General features: G+C 49.2%; 28 protein-coding genes. 3 read left to right on the plus strand and 25 right to left on the minus strand.

Annotated features, from left to right (window positions below; translation table 11 throughout):
* Nucleotides 1-244: 244 nt before the first annotated feature.
* Nucleotides 245-1,900, plus strand: coding sequence for a peptide ABC transporter substrate-binding protein (locus NGM66_RS00640; RefSeq protein WP_245155313.1), 1,656 nt, complete (start codon nucleotides 245-247; stop codon nucleotides 1,898-1,900).
* Between the two features lie 598 nt (nucleotides 1,901-2,498).
* On the opposite strand, the gene NGM66_RS00645 is transcribed toward NGM66_RS00640, so the two are convergent.
* Both NGM66_RS00645 and NGM66_RS00650 read right to left on the minus strand, forming a co-directional pair.
* A complete protein-coding gene (locus NGM66_RS00645) occupies nucleotides 2,499-2,819 on the minus strand; it encodes a DUF7671 family protein (protein WP_208908724.1) in 321 nt (106 codons plus the stop codon).
* Entirely contained in the window at nucleotides 2,816-3,856 is a 1,041-nt protein-coding gene (locus NGM66_RS00650; RefSeq protein ID WP_208908722.1) for a lipoate--protein ligase family protein, read from the minus strand. Before NGM66_RS00650 ends, NGM66_RS00645 begins: the two co-directional genes overlap by 4 nt.
* A 185-nt stretch (nucleotides 3,857-4,041) precedes the next feature.
* On the opposite strand from NGM66_RS00650, the gene NGM66_RS00655 reads away from it, so the two are divergent.
* A complete protein-coding gene (locus NGM66_RS00655) occupies nucleotides 4,042-4,422 on the plus strand; it encodes a glycine cleavage system H family protein (protein WP_208908720.1) in 381 nt (126 codons plus the stop codon).
* 37 nt (nucleotides 4,423-4,459) lie between these two features.
* Here NGM66_RS00655 and NGM66_RS00660 read toward each other — a convergent pair whose 3' ends face one another.
* On the minus strand, nucleotides 4,460-5,071 hold the full coding sequence (locus NGM66_RS00660) for a histidine phosphatase family protein (RefSeq protein WP_208908718.1): 612 nt from the start codon (nucleotides 5,069-5,071) through the stop codon (nucleotides 4,460-4,462).
* A 126-nt stretch (nucleotides 5,072-5,197) separates the two neighbouring features.
* Here NGM66_RS00660 and NGM66_RS00665 point away from each other — a divergent pair, with 126 nt between their 5' ends.
* Entirely contained in the window at nucleotides 5,198-6,292 is a 1,095-nt protein-coding gene (locus NGM66_RS00665) for a helix-turn-helix domain-containing protein (RefSeq protein ID WP_208908716.1), read from the plus strand.
* Between the two features lie 310 nt (nucleotides 6,293-6,602).
* Here the strand turns inward: NGM66_RS00665 and NGM66_RS00670 are convergent, their stop codons facing one another.
* The 22 genes from NGM66_RS00670 to NGM66_RS00775 are packed head-to-tail and all read right to left on the minus strand — an operon-like array spanning nucleotide 6,603 to nucleotide 25,322.
* On the minus strand, nucleotides 6,603-7,310 hold the full coding sequence (locus tag NGM66_RS00670; protein WP_208908714.1) for a uroporphyrinogen-III synthase: 708 nt from the start codon (nucleotides 7,308-7,310) through the stop codon (nucleotides 6,603-6,605).
* Nucleotides 7,311-7,322: 12 nt separating this feature from the next.
* Nucleotides 7,323-7,913, minus strand: coding sequence for a histidine phosphatase family protein (locus NGM66_RS00675; RefSeq protein WP_208908712.1), 591 nt, complete (start codon nucleotides 7,911-7,913; stop codon nucleotides 7,323-7,325).
* Nucleotides 7,913-8,671, minus strand: coding sequence for an adenosylcobinamide-GDP ribazoletransferase (locus tag NGM66_RS00680; protein ID WP_208908710.1), 759 nt, complete (start codon nucleotides 8,669-8,671; stop codon nucleotides 7,913-7,915). Before NGM66_RS00680 ends, NGM66_RS00675 begins: the two co-directional genes overlap by 1 nt.
* A gap of 9 nt (nucleotides 8,672-8,680) precedes the next feature.
* Complete coding sequence (locus NGM66_RS00685) at nucleotides 8,681-9,268, minus strand: bifunctional adenosylcobinamide kinase/adenosylcobinamide-phosphate guanylyltransferase (RefSeq protein ID WP_208908707.1); 588 nt, start codon at nucleotides 9,266-9,268, stop codon at nucleotides 8,681-8,683.
* A 2-nt stretch (nucleotides 9,269-9,270) separates the two neighbouring features.
* On the minus strand, nucleotides 9,271-10,017 hold the full coding sequence (locus NGM66_RS00690; RefSeq protein WP_208908705.1) for a hypothetical protein: 747 nt from the start codon (nucleotides 10,015-10,017) through the stop codon (nucleotides 9,271-9,273).
* Nucleotides 10,010-11,305, minus strand: a complete 1,296-nt coding sequence (gene hemL / locus NGM66_RS00695) for a glutamate-1-semialdehyde 2,1-aminomutase (RefSeq protein ID WP_208908703.1) — start codon at nucleotides 11,303-11,305, stop codon at nucleotides 10,010-10,012. The genes NGM66_RS00690 and hemL overlap by 8 nt, the downstream gene beginning before the upstream one ends.
* Nucleotides 11,292-12,287 carry a porphobilinogen synthase gene (hemB, locus tag NGM66_RS00700; protein ID WP_208908701.1) on the minus strand — a complete coding sequence of 332 codons (996 nt, stop codon included), beginning with the start codon at nucleotides 12,285-12,287 and terminating at the stop codon, nucleotides 11,292-11,294. Before hemB ends, hemL begins: the two co-directional genes overlap by 14 nt.
* Nucleotides 12,288-12,289: 2 nt before the next feature.
* A complete protein-coding gene (gene hemC, locus NGM66_RS00705; protein ID WP_208908699.1) occupies nucleotides 12,290-13,213 on the minus strand; it encodes a hydroxymethylbilane synthase in 924 nt (307 codons plus the stop codon).
* Nucleotides 13,203-14,477 carry a glutamyl-tRNA reductase gene (gene hemA / locus NGM66_RS00710; protein ID WP_308706584.1) on the minus strand — a complete coding sequence of 425 codons (1,275 nt, stop codon included), beginning with the start codon at nucleotides 14,475-14,477 and terminating at the stop codon, nucleotides 13,203-13,205. The genes hemC and hemA overlap by 11 nt, the downstream gene beginning before the upstream one ends.
* Before the next feature lie 14 nt (nucleotides 14,478-14,491).
* Nucleotides 14,492-14,953, minus strand: coding sequence for a precorrin-2 dehydrogenase/sirohydrochlorin ferrochelatase family protein (locus tag NGM66_RS00715; protein WP_208908695.1), 462 nt, complete (start codon nucleotides 14,951-14,953; stop codon nucleotides 14,492-14,494).
* On the minus strand, nucleotides 14,950-16,470 hold the full coding sequence (locus tag NGM66_RS00720; RefSeq protein WP_208908693.1) for a cobyric acid synthase: 1,521 nt from the start codon (nucleotides 16,468-16,470) through the stop codon (nucleotides 14,950-14,952). Before NGM66_RS00720 ends, NGM66_RS00715 begins: the two co-directional genes overlap by 4 nt.
* A complete protein-coding gene (locus tag NGM66_RS00725; protein ID WP_208908690.1) occupies nucleotides 16,467-17,315 on the minus strand; it encodes an energy-coupling factor ABC transporter ATP-binding protein in 849 nt (282 codons plus the stop codon). The genes NGM66_RS00720 and NGM66_RS00725 overlap by 4 nt, the downstream gene beginning before the upstream one ends.
* Nucleotides 17,312-18,007: a cobalt ECF transporter T component CbiQ gene (cbiQ, locus tag NGM66_RS00730; RefSeq protein ID WP_208908688.1), complete on the minus strand. Its 696-nt coding sequence runs from the start codon at nucleotides 18,005-18,007 to the stop codon at nucleotides 17,312-17,314. The genes NGM66_RS00725 and cbiQ overlap by 4 nt, the downstream gene beginning before the upstream one ends.
* A gap of 28 nt (nucleotides 18,008-18,035) precedes the next feature.
* Nucleotides 18,036-18,374, minus strand: a complete 339-nt coding sequence (locus NGM66_RS00735; RefSeq protein WP_208908680.1) for an energy-coupling factor ABC transporter substrate-binding protein — start codon at nucleotides 18,372-18,374, stop codon at nucleotides 18,036-18,038.
* Nucleotides 18,371-19,123: an energy-coupling factor ABC transporter permease gene (locus tag NGM66_RS00740; RefSeq protein ID WP_208908678.1), complete on the minus strand. Its 753-nt coding sequence runs from the start codon at nucleotides 19,121-19,123 to the stop codon at nucleotides 18,371-18,373. The genes NGM66_RS00735 and NGM66_RS00740 overlap by 4 nt, the downstream gene beginning before the upstream one ends.
* A complete protein-coding gene (locus tag NGM66_RS00745; protein WP_208908676.1) occupies nucleotides 19,110-19,835 on the minus strand; it encodes a cobalt-factor II C(20)-methyltransferase in 726 nt (241 codons plus the stop codon). The genes NGM66_RS00740 and NGM66_RS00745 overlap by 14 nt, the downstream gene beginning before the upstream one ends.
* Nucleotides 19,832-20,617: a sirohydrochlorin cobaltochelatase gene (locus tag NGM66_RS00750; protein ID WP_208908674.1), complete on the minus strand. Its 786-nt coding sequence runs from the start codon at nucleotides 20,615-20,617 to the stop codon at nucleotides 19,832-19,834. The genes NGM66_RS00745 and NGM66_RS00750 overlap by 4 nt, the downstream gene beginning before the upstream one ends.
* Nucleotides 20,589-22,007, minus strand: a complete 1,419-nt coding sequence (cobA, locus tag NGM66_RS00755) for a uroporphyrinogen-III C-methyltransferase (protein WP_208908671.1) — start codon at nucleotides 22,005-22,007, stop codon at nucleotides 20,589-20,591. The genes NGM66_RS00750 and cobA overlap by 29 nt, the downstream gene beginning before the upstream one ends.
* The gene (gene cobK / locus NGM66_RS00760) at nucleotides 22,004-22,756 is read right to left on the minus strand and encodes a precorrin-6A reductase (RefSeq protein ID WP_208908669.1); all 753 of its coding nucleotides are present in this window, start codon (nucleotides 22,754-22,756) and stop codon (nucleotides 22,004-22,006) included. Before cobK ends, cobA begins: the two co-directional genes overlap by 4 nt.
* Nucleotides 22,753-23,478, minus strand: coding sequence for a precorrin-3B C(17)-methyltransferase (gene cobJ, locus NGM66_RS00765; protein WP_208908667.1), 726 nt, complete (start codon nucleotides 23,476-23,478; stop codon nucleotides 22,753-22,755). The genes cobK and cobJ overlap by 4 nt, the downstream gene beginning before the upstream one ends.
* A 1-nt stretch (nucleotide 23,479) precedes the next feature.
* On the minus strand, nucleotides 23,480-24,559 hold the full coding sequence (locus tag NGM66_RS00770; protein WP_258115324.1) for a cobalt-precorrin 5A hydrolase: 1,080 nt from the start codon (nucleotides 24,557-24,559) through the stop codon (nucleotides 23,480-23,482).
* Nucleotides 24,543-25,322: a cobalt-precorrin-4 methyltransferase gene (locus NGM66_RS00775; RefSeq protein WP_208908662.1), complete on the minus strand. Its 780-nt coding sequence runs from the start codon at nucleotides 25,320-25,322 to the stop codon at nucleotides 24,543-24,545. Before NGM66_RS00775 ends, NGM66_RS00770 begins: the two co-directional genes overlap by 17 nt.
* Between the last annotated feature and the right edge of the window lies 1 nt (nucleotide 25,323).

A 25,323-nucleotide genomic window follows, 5' to 3' on the forward strand; every position in this document is an offset into this window, starting at 1 on the left:
ACGAACTAATACTTGAAAATTTATAAATGATTGCTGTACTAACCTAATTAATCGTCAAGTTACTTTACTGGCAACCCGGAGTTTTGGAGACACAGCTTCCGGCGCGCCTCACGTCTTTGACCCGGTCTGCCCGCCACGTTTCCGCTCATATTTGACGGACGGCAAGGCGACCAGCAACCGCATGACAGACACCATTACATAAAATTACTTTTAAAGAAGACTATCAGATACAGGAGTGGTAACCGTGAAACATTGGGGCTTTATACTAATTTTGTTACTGGGATTGGGGCTGACTGCTGGGTGTCAGATGCAGCCGGAGACCGAATCCGCCAGCGACAGCCAGGGGGTCATGACCAAACGCCAAGTCGTCACGTTGGCCACGTCACAGCCGTTGACCACCTTGGATACCGACAAGCTGTCCCAATTTGGGCGGCTGAATAACACGATTGAAGGCCTCTACTCCGCGACCGGTGAGGGGCAGGCGCAGTTGGCCCTGGCCAAAAAGGTTCACGTCAACGCGGATAAGACGGTCTATACGTTTACCCTTTATAAAGATTCTTATTGGAGCAATGGCGACGTTATCACGGCCCGGGATTTCGTTTACTCCTGGCAACGGGCACTGGCCCCGACGACCAAGGCGCCTAACGCGGATCTGTTCGTCGGCATCAAGAATGCCCGTAAGATTTTGGATGGCAAATTACCGTCCACACAGCTGGGCGTTAGCGCACCGTCCAAGTTCACGTTGGTGGTCCACCTAGATCATCCCATGGCCGAACTGCCACAACGGCTGACATTTCCCCTGTTCGGGCCGCAAAACCAACGCATCGCGCGTAAATACGGCAAGCGCTATGCCACCAAACCGCAGTATCAGGTCTACGCCGGACCATTCATGGTCGCATCTGAGGGCAACACGCGCCGACACTGGCACATGGTCCCCAATCCCCACTACTGGGACCGCGAGCACGTTTATTTGCAACGCATCAACGTCGATGTTTACCATAGTACGCGGCAAATGTGGCGGGCTTACCGCCGTGGGACGCTAGACGAAATGCGGCTGGTTGGCATCACCAACATCAAATCGTACGAAAAGCAAGCGGCCTACACCGCGCGGCCGTATTCGAAAATGGTCTTGCTCAACTACCGTCAGTTGGGCCGGAATCCGACCATCGACCACCTCTTGAACCAACGGCTCGCACGGCTGGCAATTTCCCACGCCATCAATCGCAAACAGTTGGGGCAGGACTCTTACGGCAACACTTCGCTAGTCGCTCAAGGCGTCGTACCGGCGGGTCTCAGTCGCGGGCAAAAGGGCACGGCAGACTTTGCGGCGGCCCAGCCGGACCAAGAAACGCTGACGTATAACGTTAAATTGGCTAAGAAACAGTGGGCCACCGCGCGTAAACGTGCCGGCCTCGACCACGTGACGCTGTCGTTGAGCTACCTGGATGCGCCTTACAGCAAGAAAATCGCAACCCTGCTACGTGACCAACTGCAACACACGCTCCCGGGGCTACGCATCAACCTTAAGACGCGTGAATGGACCATCAATCGCGCGGATGGCCCGGCCAACGCGGACCTGGCGCTAACCACGCAGCACGCGCAGTACGCCGACCCACTGGCCATGCTGGCCCTATTTACCAGCGACAACGCCGCCAATACCGGCTACTGGTTCAGTGAGCGCTACGATGAGCTGATCGCCCAGGCTAGCAATGCTCCGGCCTTCAACAGTCAGCGCTGGAAGACACTGCTGAAAGCCGAGGGTGAGCTGATGAAAGATCAGGGCGTCACGCCGCTGTTCCAGCCGGCCAGCACGTACCTGATCAACCCCAAGCTTAACGGCGTGCAGTACAATACGGTGGGTACGCAGTCGAACTTCAAGGGCGCCTACTTTGTGAAATGATTTGCCCCTAAAGTTTGCAAGTCGCTAGATAGTTGTGACACCAGGGCTTATGGCGACAGGATTAGTTCTTGAACGCCAGGTAGTCCGTGCTGGCCGCCTTACCGTTCGCCAAATTTGGATCGTGACGCTGTGGGAAGGACCGGTCGAAGCCAAAGAGCGGTCTTCAACCTCGCTTCGAGCCGAAAACCACGTCTCGAAGACGCCAGTTTCCAAGCAGGTCACTTGAAAACTCCCACGGCTGAGTCCAAATTTAGCTCACTCACGGCTGCCTGGCAGTTTATCCACAAAGTTAGTAGGACCGTTTTCTTCAGTTTACGTCGTGAAGCGTATTCGGAGATTGACGGGGTTTGCCAAGCTTCAAACACAGTCAAACCGCTTCTTAGGTCGCGAGCGTTCTCCCCGCAGCTACCAGAATCTCTGGTTGACGCAGATGTTGCATGCGACCTACTTTAATGGCCAGAATCCCTGTCAACTGGGTCTTTTTACACTCGCACCCCTAATACACTAAAGGCAGCGTCCCACCCGAAATCGGTGAGGCGCTGCCCTTTTAGTTTCCTTTAAATGGCGTTATCCACAAACTTGTCCACAACAACGCCGCTCAGTCGTCTATCTCTAGCGTTTGCCGGACCGTTTGGACCAGGTCCTCGCTGACAAACTCGCTAGTCAGCCGTTGCATCGGCGTGTAGTCGTGCCGTTGCTTATAATCCAGCGGGTGCGCGACGATGACGGCCACGCGCAGGTTGTTTTCGGTCAAGAATATTTGGCCAACGCCCTTGAACTTGCCCTTGCTGTGGCGGCCAGTTCGCCAGTCGTGGAGCTTGAAGCTGCCATCCGGATCGCGTTTGATTTCGTACTGGCCGGAGGCGTTGGTCTCGACCGGTACGCCGCTGTAGACATTCACGTCGTACTTGGCCTTCATTGGTGCGCCTCCCCCGTTAGAATCGCGGTGACCGGCGCAATGGCGTCTTCACCCAAGATGGCAACCGTCTCTGGTTGTTGGAGCACCGCACCGACTGCTTCAGGCGTGGCATCGATACCCGTCAGCTGCTCTGAAATGGCGTGAAGTTCCGCTGGCGTGCCAACCGCGCCAAAGAGCATGGCCGTCCGCAATTTGCCGGCGTGACGCGTGAAGTTCACGTGCAATTGACCCTTGGCGACCGTGAGCTTTTCATATTCGCGGAATCCCGGATTGGCGCCATAATTCCAGGCATCGGTATTGTACTTTTCCGCCAGGCGTTGGTCAATAACCGCCCAGTCGTGGTCGGTCAGGTGGTACGTGTCGATTTGGTCTAACCGGTCGACCTCAAAGATGTGGCACAGCAAGGCTTCCTTGAAGGCCTGAATGTCCAGATCTTGGTATGCCGGGGCCAGGTATTGCCGCAGATTAGTGATGGGAACGCGGTTGGAATCCACGCCCCGGTGTGGCCGCTCGCTGGCGGGCAAGAGCGCCGCGTGGGCAGCATCGACGTTCAGGTCGTACATGATGGTGCCACCGGCCGCGTAACCGTCACCGTTTTTGAACATGGTCATGCCGGAAAATTTCTTGCCAGCGACCGTCAAGGCACTCTTGTTACTGATGCCCAGGTCGGCGACACCCATGGCCTTGAGCGCCCGCAAAACGGGTTCAGCAAAGACCGTGTAGTCGCCAAATTTGGACCCATCTTGCGGATCACCATTGATGATGTGCTCAAAAATCAGGTTACGCTCGTCATGGTAGACGGCGCCCCCACCGGACGTCCGCCGCACCAGTTGCACATGGTGTTGGTCTAGGTAATGGAAGTCCACCTCGGCACCCACGGTTTGGTTGATGCCGACGATGACGGCTGGCTGATTGACGTACATCATGAGGCCGTGACCCGGCAATTTCAGGTCGTTCACGAGGTAATTGTCGATTGACTGATTAACGATGGCATCGGTGACCACTTGGCCATTACGGCTGGTATCGATTAAAAACATTTTGGGTAACGCTCCCTTCACGCTTAAACATCGGCAGCAGTTGACCACCGAATGAAATTATTTTCAGTGTAGCATAAGCCACCTGTAGCAACAACTTTCCGTGCCCGTGAGCAAGTTATTGTCAGCGGTTACATGGAAAGGGTATACTAGATGTTAAACACGACATACTAGGGAGGAATTCTATCATGGCTGCACAACAATCATTTTGGCAACGCCTCATTAATTGGTTCCGCGGTGACAAAACACCAGCCGCACCAGCAATCACGGTGAAAGATGGGGTCTGGCTGGAACAACGCGACCAGGGTCACTACCGCCTGGGATTATCCAGCGACGCCCTCGAACAGATCGGCGACATCAGCTTCGCCGACCTGCCCATCTTGAGTGAAGACGTTCTGGCCGCCGGCGACGACATTTTAGAAGTCGAAAGCGACAAGGCCGTGGAAAATTTCAAAACGCCATACGCCGGCACTGTGGTTAAGGTCAATGATGATTTGGTCAATGACCCAGCGAAGATCAACAAGAATAAGCAAGCGGATAATTGGGTGCTGGACTTGCAGGTGGTTTGATGCCATCAGTAGCTTTCACCCACAATGATATTCTTGGCTAGAACTTTGCTTGGACACAACGATTATAATAATCTAAATAGTAAGTTTCACTTTGACCATCCGTCGTAATTTTCGTAACACTCGCGTTATCTGGATCCATGATGCCCTGCGCCTCACCCCCGGATAACGCCATACATAGCACCATTTTAATTGTCCACCCATGCGTCACGATGAGTAAGCTTTCATCAGGATATTTCTGCGTCACCTCTGTTAAAAACGTCTCAATCTGTTCACTTTTATACCGCAAAGTTGGTGCGGGGACGACCCGAATATCCTGTGTGTGCGGGTCAAAGCACGCTGGGTGTTGATGCAATAACTGACGGGTTTCCAACCCATCCCCCGTACCATAGGACAGTTCTGCCAGCTTATCATCAACTAGGAGAGGCACCTGTCTCGTTTGATTCAGGATGGCCGCTGATTCTCTGGCACGTTGTAACGGGCTACAAATAATCCGATCAACGCCAACCATCGTTAGGGATTGCTGTAACCGTTGCATTTGTAGCTGCCCTTGAACCGTTAGTTTTGTACGGTCATCATTGAGCATGCCTTGCTTGATTCCTTGTTCATTTGCCCACGTCTGACCGTGGCGAACAAAATAAAGTACCGTCATCCTGCCTCTCTCCTTGCTGACGTCTATTTTCCCGTCGTTAGCTATTCGTATCGACTCATTCGGTCATTAAGTAAATCCTATTAAAAATTAACTATCCTCTTCCGCTATTTACAAGGAGCCTTTTGCATGTCCAACCAGCTTACCAGTGAAAAAACATTAGACAAAATATCAACCGCCCTTGACGACTTTGTTAAGCTGTCACAAATATCAGCGGTCTTTTTCAATCTTGACGGGCTGTTTGTCCATAACCAAACCGTCTACACGTCGTTTAAAGAATCTCAATTCAGCGTCCACTTTCCGCACCCCATCTTTTTCCCTTTAGCAGTCGACCATGAACTCATTGGTTTTGTTGTCTGTGAAAATAAGAATCTTCTCCCGCAACGCATTAAACTTTGCCGCCGGTACCTTGAACGCATCATTGGCACAGCATTTGAATCACATATTCCGGTCAACGTTTGGGCTGCCTTATCCCAAAGACAAGAACTCTTATTAAACTATCAATTCAACCAGATTCTGCAACCGACCACTGACAATGAGCTCAGTCTCCAACCGCATCTTGCCCCATCCACCACAGTAAATGAGGACGTAGAAGTCGTTCATGCCCCAACACAAGATGCGACCCAACGGATAATCTCCAAAACCATCCAATTCATCGAGAATCACTTGACTAAGTCCTTTTCCCTCGAAGACGCTGCTCAGTACGCCTTCCTGTCTACCTCTTACTTGAGCCGCCTCTTTAAACAAGTTCTCAACGTTAACTTTGGTGACTATGTGATGATTAGAAAGATTGTTTTCGCCCAAGAACTGCTGTTAACAACAGAACAATCTATCCAGGACATCTCCACCGCCTTGGGGTTTTCACAGACCAGTTATTTTACGCGGGTATTTAAGCAGCGTACTGGGATTACCCCATCTAAGTACCGCTTGCAAAATGGCAATACTTCTACGGTATATACCATCGCCCGACCTGTCACTTGTTCTGATTCCGACTCCGTCTATGATTTGACCAAACAGTATTTGACCACGCACCATATCAAATCGCTAACGCAATTATCAAACGGTTATCCCTATATTCAGTCAATCAATGGCTTAACGAACATCCCCCATCAGCGTGGTTGGGTATACCTAGTTGACGGCCGCCAGCCATCAACCCCTGCTAGCGAAGTTCTAATTGCCAATTGTTCCGTCGTGCAATGGATCTACACGACCAATATTTATTGATTTTTCGGGCTAGCATACGGTTTTGAGCCTCGGTAACACCTGTTTCAGTCAAGTTGTTGAAAACGTTTTAAATCAATACTTTTTCAGCTTAGTGGTCAAAGAAGGGCCTGGGACAAAAGTCTCGGGCCCTTTGTGTCTCCGAATATCTGGTGTTGAAACCTGGGCCAAAAGGCAGCTGGTTCCGCTTAAAACTGATAAGCAAACAATCCAAACCCGGGATTATCCGCTTATCAGCCTTAATGCTCGCCAGCTAACCGCCTTTTGGCCCACTCTCTTTTTTAATGCACCAACTGCGCTGACGACTAACTGACTACTCGGCTGCGGCGCACATCTTGTTAATCATTTGCCGGAGCACATCATGCGGTTGGCTTGGCATCACGACAGGCAATTGGGCAGACTGGATTACGGCCGCACTGGTATGGCCCAACACATAATAGGTTGCTCGTGAAAAAGTCTCCGGTGAAAGTTTCGCTTGAACCTGCCGCAATCCAGCAAAATTACTAGGACTCGTCACCAAGACTTGCGTGATTTGACTATCTTTCAGTTGTTGGACAACCTGTTGATTAGCGTCTACTGGCCAGTCGTTCCGATAAATCGTCATAACTGCATCCGCACGAATCGACTCGCTTCGATGTGCCAGATTACCCAACAACCAACAAATACGTCGATTTGGTCCCAGTCCCGCGAGCTGTGTGGCTAGCCCCTGCTGGGATTCGACCGTCGCAATTTGAATCGGGTTAGCCACCCGACCGACCAGGTAATTCGCCGCTTTCTTGCTTAACACGTGTAGCGTTGCCGTTTCGTTCAGCGTCATCAACTGTTGTAAATACACATGAATGCCAAATTGGCTCGTCAAGACTAAATCAGTACTGGTTCTAATCTTTTCTTGATCTGTCGGCGTAAGGAGTGTTGCCGTCAGCACCCGACAAGGACAGTAAAAAGTCGGCTGCAAGGCTTCTAGCTTAGTCTGTAGATCTGGTGGTACTTGATCTCGTGGATACGTCAATAAGAATGCCATTGTCCCATTTCCTTATACGTTTAACTTTTTTAACACGATACTTTTTCCGATAACCTCATAGTAAGAATAAGTGCCTGCGTCAAAATGAATATCCCAAAAATTAGTTTTGGGGCTGCATAGTAATTGATGCATCACCCGTAACGTCCCTAGATGCGCCACCAGGAGGATTTGGTCATTGGGCTGCGCATTGGCCAGGACCCTCGCCATTCCTGCTGCGACGCGGCGTTTAAACACCGCAAAGCTTTCGACTGTCGGCGGGGTGAACGTCAACGGCTCGTTCAGCCATTTTTGCCAATTCAATGGGTCCTTTGCCTGAATCTCATCAGCATCCAACCCCTCCCAATTTCCAAAACCTTTTTCATTCAGTTCTGAATACACCGTCACAGGCACCGCCGGATGTTGGATCGCAACGGGACGTAAGGTCTGCTCCGTCCGTCTCATCTGACTACGTACTAACTGCGTCAGTGGCACATCAGTAAGCTTGCGTGCCAGCATCTGTGCCTGTTTTTCCCCTTGACTGTCGAGCGGTACGTCATCACTGCCATAAAACTTTTTCTGACGATTGTAAGCCGTCTCACCATGACGAGCAACAAATAATTTCATTAGGAGAACCTCACGGCCACCAAGTAGCCCAACAGGAACACAACTTGTGCAAGATTCGCGTATGCCCCTACTGTGTCGCCGGAAAAGCCACCCATGATACGAATGATGTGGTGCCGATAGAGCCAAGCAACCACAACCACGCACACGTAGCCAACGATCCCCTGCCACTGCAAAGCAGCACCAATGACAATGATGGAAAAGAGCTGGGCAACGATGACCCGCCAAGTTTTTACGCCTGTCCAAATACTGGCCAAGCCGCCCTTACTTCCAGCATAGATCATTTTGTAGAACAATAAGGACACCCCGGTCTTGGTTAACATGATCATAATGGCTGCTAAAGCCATCATGGTCCACAGATCGAGATACGCACTCAACGCAATGCCACAACCAATCACGGCCATATAGAAATACAGCAGAGCCAGGCTGCCCATTGTGCCTAATCGGCTATCCTTCATAATCTCAAAGATGCGATCAGTGGTCCGCGAAGAAAAGAGTCCATCAGCTGTATCTGCCAAGGCATCTAGGTGAAAACCTCCCGTGACGAAGCCATCCAACACCCAAAAGAAACACCATGACAACCAAATTGGAAAAACTAGGCTCAATCCACCAAAGACTAAAGCTTCCAGAATCCCCAATAAGAAACCAAACAAGGTAATGTACTGAATGCTTGTTTTAAACTTATTCGTAACGTCATCAATTTCCACAGGAATATAAATCCGCGTGAAAAATTGTGAGAACAAAATTAATGACTTTATCATTGCGACCTCCTATTTAAAGCGTTGTGGCAGTCCGCTTATGACAAAGTAAACTTCATCCGCAACGTGCGCTAAGAACTGATTCACTTCACCATAAATATCACGCAAAATCCGTGCCTGCTTCGTCGCCGGTACGAGGCCCAACCCCACTTCATTGGTGACCATGACCATGGTCGTTTGCTTTTGTCTAACCGCTGTCACAATCTGGTGCCACTCCGTTAAAATCGTCTGGCGGATATTGTCCAACTCTTCTTTAGACATTTGTTCTAGCAAGCGATCAAAGTCGCCATCAGCAGTCAGTTGTTCACCCAAAATTGCATAGAACTTATTTGTCGTCAACATGGTCACATCATCTAACAAATAGTGATCATAGTTATTTTGCTTAATAAATTCCGGAACTTGCTGAAATCGTTCTTCTGTCACCCAAATATGCGGTCGGCGTTGTTGATGATGCTGAATCCGTAGTGTCATTTCCGCATCCGGCTGCTGCATCACCCCAGTGGCTAAATAACAGACAATCTGGTCGCTGGGACTTTGGGCTTCAGCAAAAGCAGACTTGCCACTCTTAGCGCCTCCCGTTACCAATACCAGTTTACTCATCGTTATCCCTCCAACCTAGCAATCCGCGGTAATTCAGGGAAGGCCTTCGCAAAGGCGGCTGCGGCCGTTTGGCGAACTGCAATGACGACAACCGTTGCCGGCCCCGCAGAAGCCGTGATTCGGGGATCATTGCGATCAATCAGCCATTGCAACCGCGTATGGCCTTGTGTCCGGCTAATTTGGGCAATCTCGTAACCCATTCCCTTTGACCCCACCGGCAGCATGTCTTGTACGCCAGTGAACGCCCGTATTTGCCGCACCGACTCGTACGAGAAGATTTCGGCCAAATGCGCCACTACTTCATTGCCGACGTAGGGCTGGCCTAACTGAAAAATTTCCAAAGCCTCAGTCGTTGCTGGCAGTAATGCGTCGTGCCGCAATTTTCCTAATAATGTCACCCCTACTGATGTTGTCAGGGTCGTCATATTATCTTCAGTACTGCCATTCAACGGCAGATCAGCGAGGCCCGCCAGTGCCAATTCACTGCGAATTCCTTGAATGACCTTCTGACCCGTAGGCAACATTTCGTTGCCCACGGTGTCCACCGCAGCAAATGGTTGCGCACCGAGGCATAACAGCTCCAATAACGGCACGCGAATCGTAAAGGCCGCCATAGTGGTTGGCGCAACCGTCACTTGATCATCTTGCTTCAAGCCAATGCCAGCACTGCTATCACATGCAATCACTAATTCATGAGTGGCATCTAATGGTAGCCTGGTCACATCACGGTATTGCTGTGCATTAGTCATGAGCCGTAACCACATCAAACGCCGCATCAAACGCCGCAATGGTCCGTTCAATGTCAGCATCCGTATGCTTGGTTGACAAGAAATTCGTTTCGTACTGTGAAGGTGCTGTGTAAATGCCCTGGTTCAGCAGTTCCTTAAAGAATCGTGCAAAGAAGGCAACGTCACTTTGATTCACGTCATCAAAGTTGTTGACGGGACCGGGATTAAAGAAGTAACTCCACATCGTGCCAACATGATGAACTGTCACTGGCACACCGTGTTTATCGGCAGCGGCCTTAATGCCTGCCGTCAAACGAGTAACCTTCTTATCCATGGCAACGTAAACATCTGGATTTAGTTGATGAATCGTACTAATGCCCGCCGTCATCGCTAATGGATTCCCAGACAGCGTCCCAGCATGGTAAATCTTACCTTCAGGCGTGATCTCTTCCATGATATCTCGCCGACCGCCAAAGGCGCCGACTGGCAATCCACCGCCAATGACTTTGCCTAGCGTTGTGAGGTCTGGGACGATACCCGTCAACCCTTGAACGCCATGATAGCCTGCACGGAATCCAGACATAACTTCATCAAAAATCAACAATGCCCCATTGTCTGTCGTTAATCGCCGCAGAGTCTTCAAGAAGTCCATCGTTCCAGGAATGACACCCATATTACCGGCCACGGGCTCAACGATGATGCAAGAAATTTCTTTACCGTGTTGGGCAAAGAGTTGTTCGATGGCAGGAATATCATTGTATGGCACCGTGTAGGTATCCAGCGCGAATTCATCTGGCACACCAGGTGACGTGTTAATGCCAAAGGTGGCGAGTCCAGACCCCGCATCAACTAACAGTGAATCGCTGTGACCATGGTAATTACCAATGAATTTCACAATTTTATCACGATGGGTATAGCCACGTGCTAAGCGAATGGCACTCATCGTTGCTTCAGTCCCGGAAGAGACCATCCGCATCATTTCCATTGAGGGCACAATCTTTTGAATGTCTTCGGCCAATTGTGTTTCCAATTCCGTTGGTGCCCCATAACTAGTCCCACGTTCAGCTGCTGATTTTAACTGATCAATCACATAATCATCAGCATGGCCTAATACCAGTGGCCCCCAGGACAGGACGTAATCAATATACGTATTGTCATCAATATCTGTAATGTATTGATTTTTCCCCTTCTTAATAAATAAGGGATCACCACCAACATTTTTAAAGGCGCGCACCGGACTGTTGACACCTCCTGGCATGAGTTGACTAGCCCGGGCAAAGGCTGCTTGTGACTTTTTAATCGAGCGCATTGACTTCTCCTCCTTGATTCATCCGCCGAGCAACATCTTTTGCAAAGTAAGTAATGATCAAATCAGCACCTGCTCGCTTCATGCCGACCAACGTTTCATTCACGATCTTATCTTCATCGATCCACCCATTCTGAGCGGCCGCCTTGATCATGGCGTACTCTCCAGAAACATTGTAAGCAACGAGTGGTAGGATCGTATGATCTCGGATTTCCCGCATAACATCTAGGAAGGCCATGGATGGCTTGACCATCACAAAATCGGCCCCTTCTTTTTCGTCACTGACAACTTCACGCATGGCGTCCAAACGGTTAGCTGGATCCATTTGATACCCCTTACGATCACCAAATTCTGGTGCGCTGTTAGCAGCATCCCGGAATGGGCCATAAAAGGCTGACGCATACTTAACAGCATAGGACATGATCGGTGTGTTCTTGAAGCCAGCTTCGTCCAAGCCGGCACGAATGCTAGCCACATAACCATCCATGGCGTTAGACGGCGCGATAATATCGGCTCCTGCACGAACTTGGCTGACAGCTGTCTTCGTAATGTAAGTCAAAGACTCGTCATTTAAGACTTCCCCGTTCTTCACGATACCGCAGTGCCCAGTACTGGTGTATTCGCAAAGGCAGGTATCCGCAATCACAATCAAGTCAGGGTAAGCAGCCTTGATCTTTCGTGTAGCCGCTTGAACGATACCATTGTCTTCCCAGGCACCAGTCCCGACTTCGTCTTTGTGATCTGGTAACCCGAATAAGATAATCGCTTCGATACCCAAATCAACAATGGTCTTCACTTCATCCAGAATGCTGTCCAGACTGAATTGGAAGACGCCAGGCATTGAAGAAATCTCTTTTCGATCTTTGATGTTAGCATCTACAAACACCGGCATGATCAGATCCGATTTTAACAAATGCGATTCACGCACCAAATCCCGCATAGCTGCACTGCTCCGTAAACGACGATGACGATCAAAAGTAACCATAATTATTGTTGACTCCCTTTCATAATGCCAAATTTATCTTGTGCTAATAAGTCTGCTGCAACGATTTTACCTAGATGATCAGCTAAGACACCTTGTTTAGTTTCTCGCAGTAGGTGTTGACCATCCGGCGAAGCAATCAAGCCTTCAAAGTTGACCTGTTCGCCCGCGACAATGGCATACCCCCCGATTGGGAAGGTACACGTCCCGCCAATCGCTCGCAGAAATTCACGCTCAACCCCCACGCAAGCCGCACTGTGCGGATCATTGATGGCCTGCAACAAGTCTTGCACTTCCTGATCCGCTCGTCGACATTCGATGGCCATAGCACCTTGTCCCATCGCTGGTAATAAGACATCCCGTAGCGACAGGCGATGTTTTCCACTAAGATCCACCGTCAACCGATTCAGACCGGCCTCAGCCAAAACCACTGCATCCAGGTTCTCCGTCTCAATTTTTTTAACGCGGGTATCGATGTTTCCACGAATCGGGACGATTTCCAAGTCCGGCCGTAAGTGCAGTAATTGCCCCTGCCGGCGAGAGCTATTGGTCCCGACACGTGCGCCCTGTGGCAGATCAGTAACCTGCTTTAAGGGCGCACGACTAATCAAGCAGTCATACGGTGAGTTGCGCTTGGGGATGGCCCCCAGCATCAAGTCGTCAGGAAGCGTTGGCATAACATCCTTCAAGCTGTGAACGGCAAAATCAATCTCTCCAGTCTGAAGTTCATGCTCGATTTCCTTAACAAAGACACCCTTGCCCCCAATCTTCTGTAAGCTATCTTTTAGATTTACATCACCCTGGGTGACGATCTTCTTAATTTCGAAGACCACTTGGGGAAATTGGGCTTGTAATTGCGCAATGACTAACTGTGTTTGGGCTAAAGCCAGCTTACTTTGCCGGCTCCCCACGATCACTTTATCCTTCATGCACTTTCTGTCCTTCCGTTTCAATTGGTGTCAGGCCAAAGATTTGGCAAAAGAAGTTAATGTCTGCAGCGGCTGTTGGATCCACTGACAACTCCTTAATTTCTTTAATTGGGCCCTTAATCATTTGATTGATGATTCCTTTCATATGCTTGCTGATGACCTTTCGTTCGTGTGCGTTTAATTCAGGAAGCTGCCGCAACAGCCCGTCGTAAGAAACGCTCTCCACTTTCAAGGCGTGCTCCCTGAGCGTACGAATGACCGGCACAATATGTAACTGCTTCTGCCAAGCAAAGAATGCCGTGATTTCTGGCGCCACAGCCGCTTCCATCCGCGTAAACATTTCCTGTTTACGCTGCTCATTAGCGGAAACGATGGCGCTCAAATGATCAATGTCATAATACGCAATGGCAGCGTTTCCTTCATCCATCTTAACATTGCGGGGCATTCCCAAGTCGACTAAAATCAAATTTTTTGCAGGCGTGATTTGGGCAGTTCGAATGACCGGCTGTGGTGCTGCAGTGGCTAAGATGGCAGCATCACTATCCTGCAGCGTTGTCGCTAACGTTTCCCACGGCGCACTGGTCACTGAACCGGCATTTTCCATCGCAATTTTTCGTGCTTTGTCCGCATGCCGGTTAACGATCGTAATACGGTCAAATCCCATAGTACTGGCATTTCGAACGACTTGTTGCCCGATTTCACCAATGCCGATCACCGCTAGCTTTTTCCCTTTTAACGTCCCCAATTGCACCTTGATCTGATGAAGCCCCGCCTGACTAGATGTCTGAGCAAATTCACTTACCCGGTATTCCGTATGCATCCGCTTGGCAAATGTCACAGCCTGCCGGAATAAATGATTAAGCATTACCCCTGTGGTTTTCTCCTGCTGGGCGACTGCAAACGCACGTTTAACCTGACCTAGGATTTGCGGCTCACCTTTAATTTGCGAATCCAGTCCTGCACTCACGCGAAGTAATTGTGTGATGGCCTGCTCTTGAACTTGGACCACCGCATAATCGTCCAGCTGTTCGACGGTCAAGTTAAACCAACCCGCAATAAATCGCTTGATATAGTAGCGGCCCGTATGTATCTGATCCACAACGGCATAGATCTCAGTCCGATTACATGTCGCCAAAATAACATTTTCCAAAATACTTTTTTCTTGATTAAGTTCCCGATTGGCCTTTGGCAACACAGCCTTATCGAAAACGAAGCGTTCACGCAATTTGACGGGTAGTCGATGATAATTCAGACTCACACACATCATGTACATTTCCATTAACTCCTTTCATGATTTCCAAAATTTTGTTGCAACCACCCCTGTAATTGCTTCTTGATTTTTTTCGCTAACGTTGGTGACTTACCATTCGTCGAGACCGATACCATGATGCCATTTTCTCGGACAATGGCAACGTTAAAAAAGTCCGATTGTGTTTGATCACTGGTATTATTCACCCACTGTAGGCTATCTGCTTCATCGACAACCTGTTGATTAACCACTGGATCATCCGTACAAGCAATGATTAAAGCCATTTGATCCACATCTGCTCGTTGATAGCCGTGTGCTAGCCAATGAACCCGTCGCACGTCAATTTGGGGACTGATTGCTGGGCTGATGACCGTTACATCAGCTTGTACTGACAACAATCCTTTAATCTTACGTGCCGCAACTTGGCCACCACCAATAACGGCAACTGACTTATGGGCCAAGTTCAGCATCACTGGATATGGCTTTTTCATTTGTCGCCCTCCATTTGTGGACCTGCTGACTCGGCTAAAATACGGTCAAGTTCCGCCATATCAATATTCTCCGTAAACACCTGCGCCAATCGATTGTATTGTTCTTCTTTATACGCACTTAGGGGCAGCGACGTGTCTACCAGTGGGGCCAGCCCCTTAACCTGTCGCAATTGGTTCAACAACTGACGCGTCCATTTCGTATTATCGAAAATGCCATGGAGGTAAGTCCCCCAGACGGTCCCATCAATCGCCACTGCACCATCCAGTCGGTTCGTTGGCTCACCATTTGTCCGGATAATCTGCGCAAATGGTTTTGCATTAGGTCCCAAGGTCGTCGTTCCCATGTGAATCTCATAACCCTTAAGCTGTAAATGCCCCTTCTGAGCAATGGCCTGCGTTGTGGTCTTAACATGGTTGAAGACTGTCTTTGTATCTAGCAATCCCAGTCCCGCTTGGTGCATGATCATCGATTCAATTTCATCTGGATCACGTAGTTGTTGCCCCAGAATCTGGTACCCACCACAAATGCCTGCGACCATGCTGCCACGTTGGTGTGCGCGCAAAATTGCTGTGTCGAATCCCGTTTCTTTAAGCACCCGCAAATCCTCGTTGGTATTTTTACTGCCTGGAATAATCAACAGGTCTGGTGTTTCCAATTCGTCTGGGTAGCGGACGTAACGAACAGAGACATCCGGTTGAATCTCTAGACTGTGAAAGTCCGTGAAATTAGAAATTTTAGCGAGATCGATAACGGCAACATCCAACGCCTTACTTTGGTCACGTTGCCGTGGTTTCCGGGTCAACGCGACACTATCCTCTTCATCTAAATCGACATCGGCCATCGGGAGAACCCCAATGACCGGGATACCCGTAAGCTTCTCAATCATCTTATTGCCAGACACTAACAAACGCTTATCTCCGCGGAATTTATTAATAATAATGCCTTTTACCCGTTTCTGATCCGCTTCTGGTAAGAGCTTAATCGTGCCATAGATAGCGGCAAAGACACCGCCTTTATCAATATCAGCCACTAAAATCACCGGGGAATGGGCCATCTCCGCCATCCCCATATTCACGATGTCCCGGTCATTCAGATTGATTTCGGCAGGACTACCAGCCCCTTCCAAAACCATGACATCATTCTCTGCGGCTAGATTCTCATAAATCGCTTTAACCCTTGGCTTTAACTTTGGCTTGTAATTGTGATAGGTTACAGCGCTCATATCAGCTAGGACGTGGCCCATAACAATTACTTGGGAGTCTTGATCTGTGGATGGTTTTAACAAAACTGGATTCATCCGCGGATCGGGTTTAACGCCGGCGGCCTCGGCCTGAAAGACCTGAGCGCGCCCCATCTCATCACCCTTTTCCGTGATAAATGAATTCAATGCCATATTCTGCGACTTGAACGGTGCCACCTTTAGACCTCTTTGTTTCAAAACGCGACAAAGGGCGGCCGCCGCCCAGCTTTTGCCGGAGTCAGACGCCGTTCCCTGAAACATGATTGATTCAGTCATTCAGACATCTCCCTTCCCGTTAACGCTGTATGCAAATTCACCTGAAGACGGTGATCTTCAAATAATTGTTCTGGACTGAAATACAGTGGTAATCCCAACTGCTGATGAAGTTTCACCAACCAGGGTTGCTCCAATTTACTTTGATTCAGTAAGTTTTCGTCAGCAAAGACTTTATCTTTAGTGCCTTCTTTGACAATTTGACCATTATTTAACAAGTAGAAGTAATCGCCAATCTCATACATGAAATCCATGTCATGACTGGAAAGAATAATCTTCTGCCCCCGCGAAATGAGTTTCTTAATCAGAATCAACATGCGCTTCCGTCCGTCGGGGTCCAACCCCGAAGTCGGTTCATCCAATAATAGCCATTCTGAATGCAAGACCAGGATACCCGCAATCGCCACTCGTTTCTTCTGCCCACCACTGAGGTATTGGATTGGCCGATCGCGCAAGTCTTCAATGTCTAGCTCCTTAAGCACTTGTGTTACCCGGCGATCAATTTCATCTTGCGGCAACTTTAAGTTGTGTAGGGCAAAAGCAATATCATCTTTAACGATTGAATAGAAGATCTGTTGATCGGAATTTTGAAAAACAATGCCGATTTTCTTGCGCAACTTATTTAGGCCACGCTTGGTATACCGAATCGGTTGGTCATCCACAAGAATTTTGCCACCGGTTGGCTTCAGTACGCCGACCAAATTTAAGAACAATGTCGACTTACCCGAGCCATTAGGCCCAATCAACCCAATGACATTTTGATTCGGTTGGCCCAGCTTTAATGAAATATCATGCAAAATTTCACGGTGACTGTCATAGTCAAAGCTTATATGCTGTAATTCAATCACTTTTTCTCCCGACCTTTCACGTAAAATTCTCCGTCATACAACTTTGCGTCTAGCGCGTAAGTCATATTCTGATAATTGACCATGACTTGTTCAAACAGCATCTTCGCTAAAATGCCTGAGGAGTGAATCATCAATCGAATATTATCGTAACCAAACCGGAGCTTTTGGGCCTGATGAATTTGCTCAAACGCCTCAACAAAGATAAAAATGAAGCGGTACATCAACATCGTTTCTTCGATTAAAATATTGGGTAAATGCAGCCATTTCAAAAAGGCAATAATCTGTTGAAACGGGGTAGTCAATGCGAACCAGTAGGTGCAAACAATTGCTGTCAGCGCCTGCAAGGTAATTCGCAGCGCCTGGGGCAACATGCTACGAGATACACCCCAATACAGATTAAACAGATGTACTGGCCCATAAATGGTACGTGCATCATGAGATACCGTGAAGACGATACCCACGATACTCAAGAGCAAAAAAGGAATGATTGCGTAAAACCACTTTAGATATTGATGAAACGAGACCTGTGTCAGGTACATCGTGTTCCACGCAACGAGCACCAGTAAAATTGGTTTTAGCCATAGGAGCGGCTGAAATGCAATCACCATCCCTAGTAACCAAAACATTGCTTTGCGCTGTGGTGACCAACCCACGATGCGATTGGTGTACGCATACTTATCAATTACAAGCATCCTAACCCCCTCTTTGCCTTGAAACCTGCTAGTCTTTCTTTTCCATCTTCTTGTTGGTCTTGTCATTGGCTTTAGCTTGCTGTGCCAAGGCCTTTTTCCGACCATGCGCATTTCCAATGACGTAAGCAATAATCCCGGTCCCCAGTGACCCCTGGAGTGTGAATAAAAGGCTTTCGATTTCACCGGAGGGCGGTGTCCAAAGCGGATGAGCCCAGACTTTATAACTCGGATCATTTTTTAAAATTTGGGCCGTCCCCTGATCATCACTGCCGCTGTATTCGCCCTTGTTGGCCACAAAAAATGGGGTAATGACTAAAACGATGACTATCAATAATAAAATCAAATTTTGTTTGGTTTTTTTATTCATCCCAGTGCACTTTCCTCCCATAAGTTATTGCTAAGAACCAAGTTATAAACAATCACTGTTAATAATCCTTCAGCAACGGCTAACGGAATTTGTGTCACGGCGTAGATGCCCAAGAACTTCACAACCGCTCCCCACATCCCCGTATTCGGATCTGGGAAAACCACGGCCAGCTGAAATGAGGTTGTCACGTAGGTCGACCAGTCCGCTAACATGGCACACAAGAAGAGTGACACAGAACGATTGACTTTGCATGCCCGACAAATTTTCCAAACGGCAAACCCAACTAATGGCCCGACAATTGTCATGGAAAATTCATTAGCACCTAACGTCGTCAACCCGCCATGAGCTAAAAGCAACGCTTGAAACAATAGCACGATGACACCCAACACGGCCATCACACCAGGTCCAAACATGACCGTCCCCAGTCCCACGCCAGTCGGGTGCGAGCAAGATCCCGTCACAGACGGCAATTTTAACGACGAGAGCACGAAGACAAATGCCCCGCACAACGCGAGCATAATTTTGGCATTTTGTTGTGATGACGTCACGATTTTACGCATTCGATATAGGCCATAGATAAAGAATGGTGTACAGATTGCAAACCAGAAAATACACCACTTAGGTGGGAGCATGCCCTCCATAATGTGCATCGCGTACGCATCTTGCGGGTAAAGCGTAAAAAACAAAGCAGATAGCCCGGCTAGCCCAATCGACCCGCGAGTAAAGTATTTCGTTTTAAACAATTTCATGAGCCATCGTCTCCCTTAAAGAATGCTTTTTTAAAATCAGAGTTGAAAAGTAAGGGATCGCAGCATCAGGCGTTAAATCTGCAAGTTGCTGAACTTTTTGATCTGCCATAGATGCCTTGCTGACCAATACACAACGGGCCAACAAATTCCGTGCTGCTAGTAAGCCATAGATCTGTTGAAAGTTAGCAGAGATTTTCATAATGACCACATTATCATTGTGATCAATTGCTGCTTTCACCTGATCTACTGGCGCCGTAGCCGGTACCACGGTCAAGCGTTCATCATCTAAAACCAACGGTAGCGACACACTGGCGGCAATCTGACTGTAAGAAGAAATTCCGGCAATCGTTTGGACCGGGACCTCATCTTCTATTAGCTGCATGATATAACTATATGTACTGTACACAGACGGGTCGCCCAACGTGAGGAAACCAACTTGTTGGCCAGCCTTGACATCCTGAATCACTTCTTGTGAAATGGCCTGCCATGAATGAATTTTGGTCACCCAATCGCCACTCATAGGAAAGTGCCGCCGTTTGATCGTTAAATCGGTCGGCAGATAGGGTTGCGCAATTGTTTCCGCGACACTGACACCGTCTTTATGTGCTTGTGGTGTATATAAAATATCTAGTTGTCGAATCGTTTTAACTGCTTTGATGGTCAGGAGATCACTGTCTCCTGGTCCAACGCCAATACCCCAAAATTTACTCATTGCGTATCTCTCCTATTCACTGCATTTCTCAGGTGTCGTACGAATAATTGCTGAATTTCTGAATAAGCACCTAGACCTTGTAACACAGGCGTGACCTGTATACCAGCCGCCTCCAGTTGGCTCTGCCATGAATCCGGCTGAGACGAGGCCATGTCCTGGTGGGCATGATTTCCGGCAACCAACATGAAGGGCTGTAAGGTCACCCGCTCAATGCCGTCATGCTTTAACCGACGTATTTCTAAGTCAATTCCTGGGTAACTCTCTACGGCACCCACATACTGCTTGGACCCCCACAACATGTGGTCCAAGCAAGCGTAAGTCGCAAAGGTCTGGTGCGCCGTACCGTGACCCATCCACAGCACCCCCGCATTTGCCTGCGTGTCTGGATACCATTGTTTCAAGTCACTCACGACCTGCAAAAAGTCAGCCTGGGTATCTAGCAACGGAGGCCCCACGACCACACTCTGAAATGTGGAACGGACACGGTCAGCCGCCGCGACTACCTGCTCATACTCAATGCCAGGAATGAGATGTAAGGATTGAATCCACAGCTGATCAAAGCCCTGCGCTTGAATCTTCGTGAGCGCCTCATCAAGTGAATCAATGTGAAGACCTTCATGACTTTGAATGCGGTGTATCACAATCTTAGACGTGAAAGCTCGAAAAATTTGTGCTTGCGGGAAGGCCTGCTGAATAGTCTGTTCGGTCGCCCCGATCGTCGCTTGACGCGTGGCGGGATAGGTTGTGCCAAAACTAACTGTTAAGATTGCTGTTTTTGTCATGGCTGACTCTCCTGCTTTCCAATTGATCAATTACATCATCGATGGTCTTGGCTTGTACAATTGGCTGCGTGATACCCGCTTGCCGAAGTGCACGTGCGACCTGATTTCCCATGGCAATGACAGTACAGTGCAGCATCTGCTGGCGTTGCGTGTCAGTAAGTGTGGCGACAAAATCATGAACGCTTGCGCTACTAGGAAAAATAATGGCTTGAAATTGTTCCAGTGGCCACGAGATGGCTGTCGACCGCACAACTGCTCGGTAGGTCGCCAGAAAGTTCTCTCCTGTGTTGCCTTGGTTGGCTTCACCAATCGTCAGTGTTTTGCCAGTTGTGGCAGCCGTTGACTGAACTGCATCAACAATAATTCCGCGGCGACGCAAGCGTTTTGCCACAGCCTGATTGGCCGCGGTAAAGGATAACCGGGCCAATTGTCGTTGATCTTGTCCTTGGTCAACCATCGCTGTCAGCAGCGCATCATAGGCCTGACTGTCTAAAACCAACAGCTCTTGATACGATTGCCAATCTGGCAAGGTGACTGCTAGCGGACGGCTTGTGGCCCGTTCATAGAAATCAGCCGTTGCCCCGCGGTCCTGTAACTTGGTAAACAGTCGTGAACTGGCAGAATACGGTAATAGCACGTGCGTCCCCTGCAACGACAGTTCTGGCTGCAACGCCTGCGTAAGCGTGACGACATTACCCACGACGATCAAAGCCGGGGCCCCAATCTTTTTAGCGGTCGCCCGTTCAGCAATGTTGGCTAAGGTTCCCGTCACCATCTGTTGACGCCACTGCGTCGCCCACTGAATGATGGCCACCGGTGTCGACGCTGTACGGCCATTGGCCACCAACTGCGTACAAATTTCTTCCAATGCGGCCATCCCCATTAAGAACACCAGGGTTCCTTCTTGATGGGCAATATTTGGCCAATCGAGTTGCTGGCCGTCCGCCTGATGATGCCCCGTAATAACGTGAAAACTAGAGGCATAGTCCCGATGGGTGATGGGGATTCCGACAGCTGCTAACCCCGTAATGGCACTGGTTAATCCGGGGACAATTTCAAACTTCACGCGATGCTGATGAAGAAATTGACCTTCTTCACCACCACGGCCAAAAACGTAAGGATCCCCCGCCTTAAGCCGAACGACCTGCTTACCATCCCGGGCATAATCCACCAGTAATTGATTGATGACAGACTGTTTAACTTTATGGAAACGCGGTAGCTTGCCAACGTCCACTCGTTCAGCATCAGCCCGCATAAAAGCTAACAATGATGGATTGATTAACCGATCATACAAGACGACATCAGCTTCTTGCAGCCGGCGCTTACCCAATAGTGTGAGTAGTTCTGGGTTGCCAGGACCCGCGCCTAACAATGTCACTCTGCCCGTCATGGTGTCACCTCCAAAAATTTTGCTAACGCCGGCACATCTGAAACCTGTTGCGGATACGTCATCACTGGTCGCCGAATGACCAGGCAAGGAATCTTCAGCTGTTGTGCCGCGGCAATCTTCTCTTGCACGCCACCCTGTTTGCCACTTTCCTTCGTTACCACTACCGCCGCATGTGCACGACGGAACAATTCAACATTCAACGCTGTCGTGAACGGCCCACGAATCGCATCAATTTGGGTGGCATCAAAGCCAGCGGCCGTCAATTTCGCCAATACAGTCGTCGTGGGAAGCACCCGCACATGCAGCCGGTCTAACCCCACTTCAGTTGCAAAGTCAGCCGCTGTCTTACTACCAGTAGAAAGATAAATCGTACCGGCTATCTGCTTCAAGCGCACGCAGGCAGCTGCAAAATCGTCGACTAACGTAACGCCCTGATCTTGCGGATAGACAAGCCGCCGCTCAAAACGTAAGTATGGCGTTCCCGTTTGTTCAGCCACAGCCATGGCTAGTTTAGAAATCACCCTAGCAAACGGATGGGTCGCATCGAGAATCAACGTAACGTTTCGTTGCTGAATGAAATGCTTCAGGGTATCAGCCGTAAATAAGCACTTCACAACCTGTGTCGCATGCGCACTCGCAAGATCACGACCATAATCTGTCGTCACGGTTAAAATGAAGGAATGATGCTGCGCCGTCAAAAAGTCAGCCACCGTGAGACTTTCCGAAGTACCTCCCAAGAGTAAAATCATAGGGTATAGCCCCGGGGAGTCACCATGCGCCCATCTTGCACATAGGTATTCTTATTGCCAATAATAACGATAGACGTCATATTAACTTCCGTTTCATCTAACGTACCAATCGTCACGACTTTATCAATTTCCTTGGGCCGCGCAACGTCTTTACCCAGGCCTACGATTGTATCTGGTGACTTGTATTTCAAAATAATGTCTAGCGCTTCACGTAAGTTGTTCGGCCGCCCCTTGCTACGCGGGTTGTACAGGCAGATCACAAAGTCAGCCTGGGCCGCCGCGTCGACACGCTTAGTGATTACTTCCCAAGGCGTCATCAAGTCGCTCAAACTAATATGGCAGAAGTCATTCATCAGCGGTGCGCCTAACGCAGCGGCAGCAGCAATGCTGGCCGTTACGCCAGGAATAACTTTCACATCGATGTGCTTGTCTTGTTTACCACACAGTTCAAAGATCAGGCCGGCCATGCCATAGATACCGGCATCCCCACTGGAAATAACTGCGACGTCCTTCCCCGTTGCTGCAATGTCAATGGCTTTCTGGCAACGCGCAACTTCACCGCGCATACCAGTGACTACTAATTCTTTATCGGTCAACATATCTTCAATCAGCCGAACGTAGGTCGCATAGCCCACGATTGTGTGTGTCTGCTTGATTACTTCAATAGCTTCCTGAGTCATCAGTCGTTGTGAACCTGGACCTAACCCAACAATGTACAACATCTTATTCACTCATTTCTGTTTGTTTTTTCCGTCCAAGGGCGAAAGTAATTTCATGACCGGCATAACGTGGCGTAACTACCCGCTGTCCACTAGCAAAATCTGCCGCTGCACAAGCCACATTACCGATACCTACCGTCTTTTTAACAAAGTCTGATTGGGCATAATGTGCTGAACTGGCGCGTAACTGATTGGCCGAGTAAAAAGTCGCGGGAACATCTAAGGTTGCGGCTAACTCATGAATGGCCGTTTCATGAGCTTTCTTTTCAATAGATGCAATCTGATCAATCGCGTGCCAGGCAATCTTTTCTTGCTGGCAAAATTCACTAAAGGCCGCGAACATCATGGCATTGGTGACGCTCTTCCGGCACCCCACTCCTAAGACATCTAGCCTAGGAATCATGGGAATCAGATTGTCACGTTTGACCGTCAGCTGCTGATCCGTAACGGCAATTAATGGGGCCGTTGGGTCAGCAGCTGCCAAGTCAGTCACCACCTGGAATCCTCGCGTGTTTGTCACTTGCGATTGAAACTCTGGGGCGATCCACAGTGAGACTGGTTTGCCCGCAGCCAGACGTCCATTAATTTGTTTGGTATTCCGCTTAAACTCGGGGTACCAGGCATGCAATTGTTTGGCTAGAACATCCAGCGCTTGAACCCCCGCCACATCCGTTGCCGTGGTAATGACTGGATCTGCTTTAATCAGCTCGCTAATCCACTTGGTAAACGCATTGGCGCCACCCACATGTCCCGACAATAAACTGATCACGTGCTGCCCACGTTCGTCCATAACCAGTACAGCTGGATCACAACGTTTGTCCTGTACTAGCGGTGCTAGCGTGCGTACCACAATTCCCGTTGCCATGATGCAAATCACATACGCACTATCAGTAAAGGCCTGTCGAAACGCTGATTTGAACTGACCAGACGCATAGCTTTGCTCACGACCTTGGGCAAATTTGGCTGGTAGGACTACCTGAACAGCTAGTTGCTGATCACGCAATCGTGATTGCAACCGCCGCGCCAACGTCACACCTGTTGCGGTCAATGCCAAAATGGCTACGCGTTTATTTGGTCGTGTCATCAGCGACTGCCTTGTGACGATACATATGACTAAAGTTCGCGTCATACAGGTGGGAATAGTTATACTCGTCTCCTAGGAACTCACCAACCATGATCAGGGCCGTTCGCCGAATGCCGGCTTCGTGTACCTTCTGCGCAATATCAGCTAATGTCCCTTGAACCTTCTTTTCGTCTGGCCAAGTTGCCTTATAGATGACGGCCGCTGGTGTATCTTCAGGGTAACCACCGGCACGCAATTGCTTGACGACCTTTTGAATGCCCTGGACGGAAAGAAAAATCACCATTGATGTCTGATGCTTGGCCAAAGCCTCGAGGGATTCGGATTCTGGAACTGGTGTCCGTCCTGCCATTCGTGTAATGATGACACTTTGTGAGACTTCCGGAACCGTGTACTCGACCCCCATACTGGACGCTGCGCCTAAGAATGAACTGACGCCAGGAATACATTCAAACGCGATTCCGCGCTTTTTCATTTCCTCAATTTGCTCACGAATCGAGCCGTAAATTGAAAAATCTCCAGTTTGCAGCCGCACGACTGATTGATTTTGATCGACTGCCTGTTGCATGCAGTCAATGATCTGTCCCAGATCCATGCCAGCGCTATCATATTTGGCTGCGCCATCCTTGCAATAGTCCAATAAAGCCGTGTTGATCAGTGAACCTGCGTAAATGACAACGTCCGCCGCGGCCAATCGTCTGTACCCCTTCAACGTAATGAGATCCTTTTCACCAGGGCCAGCGCCTACAAAACTAACAATTGACATA

The organism is Levilactobacillus yiduensis (assembly GCF_024718525.1).
Taxonomy (GTDB): Bacteria; Bacillota; Bacilli; order Lactobacillales; family Lactobacillaceae; genus Levilactobacillus; species Levilactobacillus yiduensis.